Source organism: Kitasatospora phosalacinea, assembly GCF_000717185.1.
GTDB lineage: Bacteria > Actinomycetota > Actinomycetes > Streptomycetales > Streptomycetaceae > Kitasatospora > Kitasatospora phosalacinea_A.
Window position 1 is genome coordinate 1 of the sequence record NZ_JNYE01000149.1, and the last position, 11,835, is coordinate 11,835.

9 protein-coding genes are annotated in these 11,835 nt (G+C 75.5%); all 9 read right to left on the reverse strand.

What is annotated here, in order from left to right:
* Window positions 1-119 precede the first annotated feature (119 nt).
* Window positions 120-875 (reverse strand): ZIP family metal transporter, encoded by a 756-nt coding sequence (locus OO57_RS35925; RefSeq protein WP_033257002.1) that lies wholly within the window; start codon window positions 873-875, stop codon window positions 120-122.
* Window positions 876-1,105: 230 nt separating this feature from the next.
* Window positions 1,106-1,543 (reverse strand): DUF6278 family protein, encoded by a 438-nt coding sequence (locus OO57_RS35930; RefSeq protein WP_033257003.1) that lies wholly within the window; start codon window positions 1,541-1,543, stop codon window positions 1,106-1,108.
* A gap of 61 nt (window positions 1,544-1,604) precedes the next feature.
* On the reverse strand, window positions 1,605-3,404 hold the full coding sequence (locus tag OO57_RS35935) for a restriction endonuclease (RefSeq protein WP_033257004.1): 1,800 nt from the start codon (window positions 3,402-3,404) through the stop codon (window positions 1,605-1,607).
* A 206-nt stretch (window positions 3,405-3,610) separates the two neighbouring features.
* A complete protein-coding gene (locus tag OO57_RS35940; protein ID WP_033257005.1) occupies window positions 3,611-5,128 on the reverse strand; it encodes a hypothetical protein in 1,518 nt (505 codons plus the stop codon).
* 249 nt (window positions 5,129-5,377) lie between these two features.
* Window positions 5,378-6,025: a YigZ family protein gene (locus OO57_RS35945; protein ID WP_033257006.1), complete on the reverse strand. Its 648-nt coding sequence runs from the start codon at window positions 6,023-6,025 to the stop codon at window positions 5,378-5,380.
* A gap of 161 nt (window positions 6,026-6,186) precedes the next feature.
* Window positions 6,187-7,470 carry a DUF6986 family protein gene (locus OO57_RS35950; RefSeq protein ID WP_033257007.1) on the reverse strand — a complete coding sequence of 428 codons (1,284 nt, stop codon included), beginning with the start codon at window positions 7,468-7,470 and terminating at the stop codon, window positions 6,187-6,189.
* Between the two features lie 149 nt (window positions 7,471-7,619).
* Complete coding sequence (locus OO57_RS43225) at window positions 7,620-9,263, reverse strand: DUF2637 domain-containing protein (protein WP_106974199.1); 1,644 nt, start codon at window positions 9,261-9,263, stop codon at window positions 7,620-7,622.
* A 307-nt stretch (window positions 9,264-9,570) separates the two neighbouring features.
* Window positions 9,571-10,239 (reverse strand): response regulator transcription factor, encoded by a 669-nt coding sequence (locus OO57_RS35960; protein WP_033257008.1) that lies wholly within the window; start codon window positions 10,237-10,239, stop codon window positions 9,571-9,573.
* Window positions 10,191-11,480: a sensor histidine kinase gene (locus tag OO57_RS35965; protein ID WP_234337675.1), complete on the reverse strand. Its 1,290-nt coding sequence runs from the start codon at window positions 11,478-11,480 to the stop codon at window positions 10,191-10,193. The genes OO57_RS35960 and OO57_RS35965 overlap by 49 nt, the downstream gene beginning before the upstream one ends.
* Window positions 11,481-11,835: the final 355 nt, after the last annotated feature.

Here is an 11,835-nt window from a genome sequence, read left to right on the forward strand (position 1 = left end):
GCCCCACCACCAGCCACCTGCCCCCCAGCAGCGTGCACGCCAGCGTGCCCGCCCTCCTCCGCCCACCTCCCCCGCCGGAGGCGCCCCCACCCCTCCGCACCCCGCCGGAGGCGCCCTCCTCATGCCAGCCCCACCACCAGCCACATGAACCCCACCCCCAGCAGCGTGCACGCCAGCGTGCCCTTCGACGGGTGCGGGCTGTGCGCCTCGGGCAGGATGTCGGCGGTCGCCAGGTACATCAGGAACCCGCCGAAGAAGCCGAGGTAGAGCCCGAGCAGCTGTTCCGGGATGGTGAACAGCAGCGTGATCCCGGCCCCGGTGACGGGTGCGAGCGCGTCGGCGAACAGCAGCGTGACGGCCCGCCGCCGGTTGTTCCCGTACAGCCGGGTGAGGGTGTACGTGTTGAAGCCGTCCGCGAAGTCGTGCGCGACGACGGCGATGGCGACGACCGTACCGACCGTCGTCCCGGCCTGGAACGCGGCGCCGATCGCGAAGCCGTCCATCATGCTGTGCAGCACCAGCGCGGAGGCGGCCGCGATCCCGACGCCCTGCTCGCGCTGCCGCTCGCCCTGGCCCGGCCCCGGCCCCGGCGCGTGGCCGTGCGCGTGACCGTGACTGTGGCTGTGCGCGGCGTACTCGCCCTCGTGGCCGCGGTGGATGGCGACGGCGCGTTCGACGACGTGGATGGCGAGGAAGCCCGCGGCGAACATCAGCAGTGCGGCGGGGACGCCGTGGACCTGCTGCGGGGCCTGCTCCATCGCTTCGGGGAGCAGGTCGAAGGCGACCACGCCGAGCATCAGCCCGGCGGCGAAGCCGAGGACGAGGTGGCGGCGGTCCCCGGTGCGCTGGGCGACGAACCCGCCGACCAGGGTCATCAGGAACGCGCCCGCGGCGACCAGTACGGCGGTCAGTTTCGGTCTCCCCCGTCACGGTGCCGGGGGCCGGACGGCTGTGCTGACCGCTGCCCACGGGCATCCAGTCCGTCCGGCCCGGGCCGGACGGTGCCGGGCCCTGCGACCAGCCTGCGGGCGGCGGTGGCGGCGCGCCGCCCGGGCGGACCGTCGGGGTGACGCCCGCGGGCCGGGCGCCGCGGTCTACCGGGCGTTCAGCCGTCGCTGGCCGCCCGGTAGACCGCGGCGAGCTGCGGGGCGCCCTGTTCGGCCCAGTCGCGGCCGATCGCGGTGGCGTCGAGTTCGAAGCCGGTGCCGAGCACCATCAGGGGGCGGCCGTCGGGGGCGAGCCGCCAGCGGGCGTCGGGCACCCGGTGGCGGATCACCGTGCCGAGGTAGAGCCCGGCGTCGGTGCCGAGCCACTGGGACACCTGCGGGTCGTCGCGCCAGCGGGGCAGCAGTTGGTCGAGGGCGGTCAGCGAGTCGACGGTGTCGTCGAGGCGGACGCCGGAGGACTCGGCGAGTTCGCGCAGCAGCCCGCACTCGGCGTACATCTCGGCCATCGCGAGTTCGCGCTCCTGCTCGGAGGCCTGCCGGGTCGCCTGCGCGGCCGCGCGCCGCCCGTCCCGGTGACCGGGGAATCGGTTCTCCACTCCCCCAGCCTGACAGCCCGTCCGGCCGTCCGCCGGGCGAACCCGCCGTTTCCCGGCGTCCTCACAGGGTCAGCGGTAGTTCCAGGTGGGTGCGGGCGAGTTCGCGGATGCCGGGGCCGTCGATCAGGTGGATGCGCTGGTGGCGCTCCTCGCCGGTGAGGTCGAGCGCCTCGTCGGTGAAGCGGCCGCAGGTCATCCGCAGGCCGCGGTCGGCGCCCTCCTCGCGGACGGCCTCGGCGAGGGTGGCGATCTCCTCGGCGGTGACGGGGCCGGGGCCGCGGGAGGCCCACACCACCCAGCGGCCGGGCAGTCCGCTGCCGGGGTCGCCCTCGGCGGTGGCGACCAGGCCGGCCGGGCCGCGCAGCCGCACGCTCCAGTCCCGCAGCCCGCCCGCGGTGAGGACGGCGCGCACCAGCAGGGCGAACTCGCCGGGCGACAGCTCGCCGAGCGCGGGCACCGCGGAGGAGGCGCTGCCCCAGGGCTGCACGGCCTCGCCCGCGTACGGGTCGGGGCTGATCGCGGCGGCCAGGGCGCGCAGCCGCAGCAGCGACTCGTCGTGCTCGGCCTCCGCGTAGACGCCGCCGTCCGCGCCCTCGTCGCCGAGGTGCCCGGCGTCGGGGACGAGCCGGGTGCGGGCCAGCGCGTCGCGGTCGGCGTCGACGCTGAGCAGGCACTGCGGGGGCTGCCCGGGGACGCGCAGCCAGCCGTTCAGGACGACGCCGGACAGCACCTCGTCGGTGTCGACGGCGTCGGCGGCCTGCAGGGCGCGCAGGGCGAGCCGGGCGGCCAGCCGCAGGTAGTCGGTGCGGACGTCGGCCGCGGGGCGGGGCACGGGCTGGACCTCGCCGGTCTCGGTGAGCCGGTGTCCGGCCAGGGCGGGGACGGTGTCCAGCGGCGGCAGGTCGAGGTCGAGGACGGCGGTGCGGGTGAGGGCGCGGAACACGGCGCGGCAGGGGGCGGGCAGATCGCGGGTGGCGCCCTCGGCGGCGGCCAGGGCGCGTTCCAGCAGCGATTCGACGGCGGCGGGCTCGGCCTGCCGGTAGGCGCGGCGGCACTCCTCCAGGCTGTCGTTGTACTCCTGGACGGCCCGGGCCCGGGCCCGCTCGGCCTCCTCGTGGGCCTGCCGGGCGGCGGCGGCGCCGCTGTCGGCGAGCTCGGCCTGCCGGGTGCGCCACTCGCGCAGCGCGCGCTGGTGGCGCAACCGGGCCTGGGCGAGTTCGCGCTGGTAGCCGGAGTCGAGCAGGCGGCGCGAGCGCGGCTGGTCGGGGTCGGTGTCGGCGGGCTCGGGCGGCGCGAAGTCGGCCCAGGCGGGCTCGGGCTCGGCCGCGGGGCCGTCGTCCGGGAAGGGCCGGGGCTGGTAGCTGCGCAGCTGGCTCTCGAAGTCCATCGCGGAGACCGGCTGGGCGGCCCGGCGCAGCAGGTCGGCCAGGTGCTGGTGCTCGGCCTGGACGGCGAGGGTGCGGTGGTGGGTGAGCGCGGCGGCCCGGCCGTGCGCGGCGACCGGGTCGTCCGGGTCGTCCGCCCGGTCGGTGCGATCGGCGCGGTCCGCGTCCGTGGCGGTGGCGGCGGGCGGTTCGACCGGTCCGGGCTGCGGCGGGACCACGGACGGGGCGGGGGCGGCGGTCGGGGCGGCGGCGGTCGGGGCGGCGGCGCGGCCCCAGACGTGGTCCGGTCCGCGGTCCCGGAGTCGGCCCCGGCCCCGGGCCCCGGCGGAGTCCGCGGCGCGGGCCTCGCCGCGGGCCTCGCCGCGCTCCTCGTCCTCGTCCTCGTCGGCGCCGAGTTCGCGGAACAGCGAGGCGAGGAACCCGGGCTGGAGCGCCGTGGCGGTGCCGTCGGTGCTGCCCTCGGCTGGATGCTGCATCGGCGGTGTTCCCCCTGCTCGTCCGGTCGTCCGGTGGCCCGGCGCACGTCGGCGGGCCGCCGCGGCGGGGCCCGAGCAGCATTGTCCCCCGTCCGGGCCGTCCGGTCAGCCAACACCCGTGGTTTGGCCGACCCTTGACGTCCGCCCGGGTCCGTCCCGCGGGGACCGGTGCGGCACCGGTCCCCGGAAGGGGCTTTCGCGGACGGTCAGTTGGTGCGGGTGTTGGTCAGGTGCAGGCCGATGTAGCCGACGTAGATCCGGCCGCTGCCGGAGCAGTCGTCCAGGTAGTGCACCCGGGGGGCGGTGCCGCCGCCGCCGATCCGCAGGTGGGCGCCCATGAACGCGCGGCAGGAGGAGTCGACGACGGACGGGACGGGAAGCATCCGCTGGCGCTTCCACTTGCCGTGGCTGGCGACGGTGCGGGACTCGCCGCGGACCGCCTTGCGCGGCGGGAAGCGGTGGCAGCCGGGCGGGGTGTGCTCGCACCACTGCTTGAAGTCGCCGCCCGCCTCGCCGCGCACGGCCGCGGCCGCGTACTCCTGGAGCGCGGTGAGGCCCTCCCAGGTGAGCCGGGCCCAGCCGTCGGCCTCGCTCTGGCCGTCCAGCGCGAGCGTCTCCTTGCTGTCGCCGGTGTACTCCAGCAGCGGGAACTCGCCGAAGCGGTCGACGAGTTCGCCGAAGCTGGCGGGGCCGGCGCCGCAGCGGGAGCGGCGCGGTTCGCGGGGTTCGCGCGGGAGCTCGATCCGCAGCCGGCAGCGCTCCAGCTGCACCGGCGGGCGCTCGGCCACGGCCCGGGGCGCGGCGGGGGCCTTGCGGACCTCGGGCGGCAGCCACAGGGCGGGGACGGCGTCCAGCGGGGCGGGCAGCGGCAGTTCGGCGGCGATCCGGCGGGGTTCGCGGGCCAGCAGGGCGGCGGCGCGGCGCGGGTTCTCGTCGATCCGGCTGCGCGGCAGGACGGGGTGGCGGGCGGCGTCGGCCCGGGACGCCGGGTCGACCTCGGGCAGGAAGGTGCGCACCGCGCCGCCGTACACCTTGTGGTACTCCAGCGCCAGGTTGAACCGGGGCAGCGCGCCGTGCCCGAGCACGTACAGCGAGGCCAGGCCGGGGACTTGGCGCAGCAGCGGGTCGAGCACCTGGCGCTGCCACTGCTCGACCGGCACGGCGGGCGGCACGCTGGCCACCACGGTGGGCAACTGTCGTTCGGGGTCGCAGAGTTCGTCGATCAGGCCGTCCAGGTCGGCGGGGGCCAGCAGCCGTGGTGCGACGGTGAGCGGCACCGGGCCCTCGGCGGCGTCGAGCAGCGGGAGCAGGCGGCGGACCAGGTCGGGCACGGGCACCCGACCGGGCGGGACGGCGGTGGGCCCGGCGGGGAGGTGCTCGGCCTCGATCCGCAGCCGGGTCGGGCCGGTGGCGCTGTCGGAGGCCAGGACGAGGGTCAGCTGGTCGGTGCCGGGCTGGGCGGCGGGCGTGCGCAGTCTGCGGCGGCTGTAGCGGGCGCCGGGGCCGCGGCCGGTCAGCGGGCCGCCGTCGCGGTCCAGCAGGACCCGCTCGCCGAGCCGTAGCCGCTCCGGCGGCGCCTGCCGTTCGCGGGGCGCGGGCTCCTCGTGGCCCTCCGACTTCAGCCAGTCGGCGAGCAGTTGGTCGACGAGGGCGGTGGTCTCGTGGTGCGGGCGGGGTGTCGCGGCCGTCAGCCGGTACGGCGGCTGGGCGTGGTCGGTGGGCATGCGCGGAACCTCCCGTGGTGCGGTGCTGGGCTCTGCGGGTCCTCCTCCCGGATGTCGATGGCGAATCGTTGTTCCTGCTACCTAGGAGACGAAACGATCAGGAGCGGAAGTTCCGCATCCGGGTCCGCTTCCTTCGATCGGGTGTCATCGGGCGGCAACGGGAACGTCACCGGTGCCGCCTCTGCTACCCGCCCGCCCGCGATCGATGCACGCGTTTCCCGGGCCCCTCCGCGGGGAATTGACCGGGCCTCAGACCTCGACCTCGACGAAGGTCCGCCCCGCCGGGCTGGCCGCGGCCGATCCGCCGGTCGCCTCGGCCAGCCAGGCGTGGAACTCCGCCGTCCCCGGCTCGGGGACGGCCACCTCGATCCGCACCCCCTCCGCCAGGTACTCCAGCCCGGCCACCGCGTACCCGGCCGCCCGCAGGTCGTTCTCCAGCCGCCCGGCCCGGGTGTGGTCGACGGCCACCGACAGCAGCGCGACCGGCCGCCGCTCCAGCAGCCCGACCTCGTCCAGCGCCTCGGACACCGCCGCCCCGTACGCGCGCACCAGGCCGCCCGCGCCGAGCTTGATCCCGCCGAAGTAGCGGGTCACCACGGCGACGCTGTCGGTCACCCCGCGCCGCCGCAGCACCTCCAGCATCGGCACCCCGGCCGTCCCGGCGGGCTCCCCGTCGTCGCTGGAGCGCTCGCGCGGCTGCTCGCCGCCGACCACGAAGGCGGTGCAGTTGTGCCGGGCGTCCCAGTACTGCTTGCGGACGCCCGCGATGAACGCCTGCGCCTCGTCCTCGTCGGCGACCCGCGCCAGGTGGCAGATGAACCGGGACTTCTTGATCTCCAGCTCGTGGCTGCCGGAGCCCCGGACGGTCAGGTAGGGCTTGGGGCTCGGCTCCGCCATGGCGCTGGTGCTCTCCGCTGTCGGTCTCGTCTCGGCGCCCGGCCCTGCGCCGGTCCTCCCGCCCAGCCTATGCCCAGCCCGTACCCAGCCGTCCGGCCCCGGTCCGGCGGCCTGGCCCTGGGCCCCCGGGGCTAGCTCCGGCGCCCGCTCCGGCGCCCGCTTCAGCGCCCGGCCAGGGCGTCCAGCCGGGCGCGGTCGAGGCCGGTGCGCCCGGTGACCTCGGCGAGGTCGACGGCGCCGCAGTCCAGGCCGCGCAGCACGTAGCCGCTGAGCGCGCGGGCGGTGGCGGGCTCGTCCATCACGTCGCCGCCGGTCCTGGCGACGTACGCGGCGAGCCGGGCGCAGGCCGCGGCCAGGCCCTCGCGGTAGAAGGCGTAGACGGCGGCGTACCGGGTGGGCAGGTGGGCGGGGTGCATGTCCCAGCCCTGGTAGTAGGCGCGGGCCAGCGAGCGGCGGACCAGGCCGTGGTGCAGCCGCCAGGCGGCGTGCACCTGCTCGGTGGTGCCGGTCGGGACCACGTTGGTGGAGCCGTCGGAGAGCCGGACGCCGGTGCCCGCCGCGGCGACCTGCATGACGGCCTTGGCGTGGTCGGCCACCGGGTGGTCCATGCTCTGGTGGGCGGCGCTGACCCCGCAGGCGGCGCTGTAGTCGAAGGTGCCGTAGTGCAGGCCGGTCGCGCGCCCCTCGGCGGCCCCGATCATCAGCGCGACGGTGGCCCGGCCGTCCGGACCGAGGACCGCCTGGGTGGTCTCGATCTGGATCTCGAACCCGATCCGCCCGGCGGGCAGCCCGGCCCGCCGCTCGAAGTCCTCCAGCAGCCGCACCAGCGCGGTGACCTGGGCGGCGTGGGTGACCTTGGGCAGGGTCAGCACCAGCCCGTCCGGCAGGCCGCCCGCGGCGAGCAGGGTGCCCAGGAACAGCTCCAGGGTGCGGATGCCGCGGGCCCGGACGGGGGCCTCCATGCACTTGGTCCGGATCCCGACGTACGGCGGGGCGCTGCCGTCGGCGACCGCCGCGGCCACCAGTCGCGCGACCCGGACGGCCTCGGCGTCCTCCTCGGCGTCGGGGCGCGGGCCGTAGCCGTCCTCGAAGTCGATCCGCAGGTCCTCGACCGGTTCGCGCTCCAGCTTGGCCCGCACCCGGGCGTGCACGTCGGCCAGCAGGGCGTCGTCCGCGACCCCGAGCGCCTCGGCGAGCCGCCCGGGCGTGCCGGCGTGCTCGTCGAACGCGGCGAGCGCCTGCGCGCCCCACTCCCGGACGGTCCCCGCCCCGAACGCGTCGGCCGGCACGTACACCGTGTGCACCGGCTGCCGGGAGCCGGGATCGCCCGGGTAACGGCGCGTCAACTCGGCGTCCACCGGCGCCAGCAGCGCCTCGACGGCCGACCGGGCGGCGTCCGAGAACGCGACGGACCGGTCGGCACCGACCTGGGCAGGCTGCGACATCCGGGGCTCCTCCACTCAGCGCACGACTTCAACAGTTTGTTGACGCGAAGGTAGTGGCGGCCCCGCGGAACCGTCAATGGCCGCCCGACCGGAAGAACCGGCGGACGGCCATCGCGCGTTCTGTGGTTATCTCCGAACGGCGCCGCGGCTCACTCCCCGCGGCCCGAGGTCACGTACCGGCGCTGCAGACCCGCCCAGACCTTGTCCACGTCCTTCACCGCGACACCGCCGTCCGACCGCGAACCCGCGATGCCGCGCTGCGTCAGGTAGTCGGCGAACTGCTCCTTGTCCGGCTGGTCCTCGTAGGTGTCCATGTACGCCACGAGCGCGTCGAAGCACTCCTCGCCGTCCAGCGGCTCCGCCCCGCCCGCGAACGGGCGGCGCACCGGCGCCTCCTCCTCGAACGGCAGCGGCTCCGGCTCGGACGGCATCATCGTCTCCAGCCGCACCGGTCGGCCCGGCACCAGGCTCGCCACCGCCTCCTCCTGCACCGGCTGCTGCTGCGGACCGGTCGGCCGGACGTGCCCGTTCGCCGCGGGCCGGTAGTCCTCCGCCCGGTACTCCTCCGCCTGGTACTCCTCCGGGTGACCGCCCTGCTCGGCGTACGCCTCGACCTGCGGCGGCTGGTAGCCCGACTGCGGCCGGGCCTCCTCCTCCGGACCGCTCGGCCGCGGCGCCTTGAACCACGGCGACGCCTGCCCCGGCACCCGCGCCGTGTGCACCTGGTCCGGCTGCGCCACGTGCGAGCGCACCGGACGGGCCGTCCACACGTTCAGCTCCGCGGACGAGTCGATCACCGGCGCGGCCTGCGCCGCCTCCGGGTCCTGCTGGTCGCGCAGCCGCACCGCAGCCAGCTTCGCCAGCGTCGGCACCGCCACCGCCGCCGACACCTGCGGCACCACCGGGGCCTGCTGCTGCACCTGCGCCTGGGGCTGGGGCTGGGGCTGCGGCTGCGGCTGGGACTGTGCCTGCTGCTGCACCTGCTGACGGGAAGCACCCAGGGCCCGGCCCGGCGCGGCCTGCTGAGCCTGCGTCACCTGACCGCCCTGCACCTGACCGCCCTGCACCGCCGGAACCTCCTGCTCGACCGCCAGCGCGCCGCCCGCCACCACCAGCGGGCCGTCGATCCGGTCCAGCACCGTCGGGTCCAGCGGAACGCCGTACTTCGCCAGCTTCAGCGGCAGCAGCGCCTGGAACGGCGCCGACCGCCGCCAGCCCCGGCCGTACCGGAACCGCAACTGCGCCCGGTACACCAGCCGGTTCTGCTCCAGCCGCACCGTCTCGTCGTACGAGCGCAGCTCCCAGAGCTTCATCCGCCGCCACAGCCGGAACGTCGGCACCGGCGACAGCACCCAGCGCATCAGCCGCACCGACTCCATGTGCCGGTCCGCGGTGATCGCCGCGATCCGTCCCACCGCGTGCCGCGAGGCCTCGACCACGACCACGAACAGCACCGGGATCACCGCGTGCATCGCCATGCCCAGCGTGTCGCCCCAGGAAGCCGCCGCGTTGAACGCGATCGTCGCCGCGGTCAGCAGCCACGCCGTCTGCCGCAGCAGCGGGAACGGGATCCGCAGCCAGGTCAGCACCAGGTCCAGCGAGAGCAGCACCACGATGCCCGCGTCGACGCCTATCGGGAAGGCGTAGGAGAAGGCGCCGAAGCCCTTCTCCATGGCGAGGTCACGCACCGAGTTGTAGGACCCCGCGAACCCGATGCCCGAGATCACGCACGCGCCGACGGCCACCACACCCAGCAGTGCCCGGTGCGCGCGGGTAAGGGAAGGACGTGCCATTCGTTAGATCAACCCCTGGGACTCGGCAGCTGCCGTATACGACCTGTAGCCGCCGAGTACACGTCCCCGCCCCGGGGCGCACGCTTCACGTCATCACGTCATGACACGATGCCGGTGCGCCGTCGACAGACTCGGCCCACCGGATACTACTCGCACGGGCGTTCTCCCCCGCCGCCAGCCCGGACCACGGCCCCCGATCGCCACCACACCTCCACTGGTCCATACCACCACCCGCACCCCTCCCGGCCCGCTCACCCGCCACGCACCGGCGCCCTCCGCCGACCCCTGCGCCGACCGCTCCGCCGGGTCAGCCGTCCGCCGACCGCTCCGCCGCACCGTTCAAGTACGTCAGCACCGCCAGCACCCGCCGGTTGCCGTCCTCCGTCGGCGCGAGCTCCAACTTCCCGAAGATGTTGGCGATGTGCTTGGCCACCGCCCCGTCGCTGACCGTCAGCCGCGCCGCGATCGCCGAGTTCGAACAGCCCTCCGCCATCAGCCCCAGCACCTCCCGCTCCCGCGGCGTCAGCCGCTGCAGCGGCTCGGACCCGGCGTTGTGCTGCAGCAGCCGACCGATCACGTCCGGGTCCATCGCCGTCCCGCCCGCCGCCACCCGCCGCACCGCGTCCACGAACTGGTCGGCGTTGAACACCCGGTCCTTGAGCAGGTACCCCACCCCGCCCGTCCCGTCCGCCAACAACTCCCGCGCGTACAACTGCAGCACGTGCTGCGACAGCACCAGCACCGGCAGGCCCGGGATCTCCCGGCGCGCCGCCAACGCCGCCTGGAGCCCCTCGTCGGTCAGCGTCGGCGGCAGCCGGACGTCCACCACCGCCACGTCCGGCCGTTCCGACAGCAGCGCCGCCAGCAGGTCCGGCCCGGTCTCCACCGCCGCCGCGATGGTGAACCCGTGAGCCTCCAGCAGCCGGGTCAGCCCTTGGCGGAGGAGGTAGAGGTCCTCGGCGAGGACAACGCGCACGGCAGCTCCATCGTGATCGTGGTCGGCCCGCCCACCGGACTGTCGAGCGAGATCGTCCCGTCGAACGTACCCAACCGCTTCTCGATCCCCTGCAGGCCGCCTCCCGCCTCCGTCCGCGCACCCCCGCTCCCGTCGTCCGTCACCACCACCCGCAGCCGACCGGCCCGGTACAGCACGTCCACCCACGTCTGCCGGGCCCGGGCGTGCTTCGCCACGTTCGCCAACAGCTCGCTCACGCTGAAGTACACCGCCGTCTCCAACGCCGCCTCCGGACGCCCCGGCAGAGCCACCGCCACCTCCGTCGGCACCACCGCCGTCAGCGCCAACTCCCGCACCGCGTCCGGCAGCCCGCGCTCCGCCAGCACCGGCGGGTGGATGCCCCGCACCAGGTCACGCAGCTCCTGCAAGGCCTTCGCCGAAGCCGCCCGGGCCTCCGCCAGCAGCTCGCGGGCCGCCGCCTGGTCCGTGGCCATCAGGTGCTCGACCGCGCCCAGCGTCAGCCCGATCGACACCAGCCGCGCCTGCGCCCCGTCGTGCAGATCCCGCTCGATCCGCCGCAACTCCGCCGCCTGCGCGTCCGCCGCATCCGCCCGCGTCTCCGTCAACTGCGCCACCCGCTCGGTCAACTGCGCCCGACTCGGCTGCGGCCCGCCCCCCAGCACCTGGCACGCCCACACCTCGTGCCGCCGCATCCCCAACGGCAGCCCCCACAGCCCGGCTGCCATCAGCACCACCCCGAACAGGCCGACGATCGCCCCCAACCCCATCTCCCCCAGGTACCCCACCCTGTCGTGCAACTGCCGCCCCGCCGCCCAGACGCTCCCCACTCCCCCCGCCAACAGCCCCAGGAACGGCACCACCAGAACCAGCAGCCCTGCCGGATTCGCCACCAGCCAGAGCGCCTCCCGCCTGATCTGCGGATCCCGCACCGCCCACTGCACGAACTGCACCCCCCGGGCCACCGAATGCCCCCGGTGGTACGAGTGCCCCGTCCACCAGAACCCCCGGGCATCCTGCTCCAGAGCCTCCCGCGGCGAGTACACCACCACCCACCGCTCCCCGGCCCTCCGCTCCACTCGCTGCCGCGTCCACACCGCACCACGCCGCATGAACCAGTACAGCGTCGCCACCCCCGTCACGACCGCACTCGGCACCGCAACGTACAGCGCCGACGGCCCGTGGTCGAACAGCTGCACCAAGGCCAGCGCCGTGAACAGCCCTGCCACCACTGGCACCGCCACGCCGGCCGCAGCTCCTGCCACCATCACCACGGCCTGCCCTGCGGCCCGCACCGCCGACCGCGTCCAGTCACCCAACGCGGACCTGGCGGACCCGCCGCCGAACCACAGAGTCGTCGTCAAAACCCACTCCCCGAGAAGTCGCAGCCGTCTCCGAACGCTCCCCAGTCTCTCCTCGGCCCCACCCCCGGCACATTGGCCGTGTCACCACTCTTTGAGGTGGACCTAGCACCACCCCTCGGGGGGCAGCTACCTTCCGGAAACGCGAGAAAGCCCCCTGACATCCCGTCAGGGGGCTTTCCCACAATGATTGTTCGGCGGCGTCCTACTCTCCCACAGGGTCCCCCCTGCAGTACCA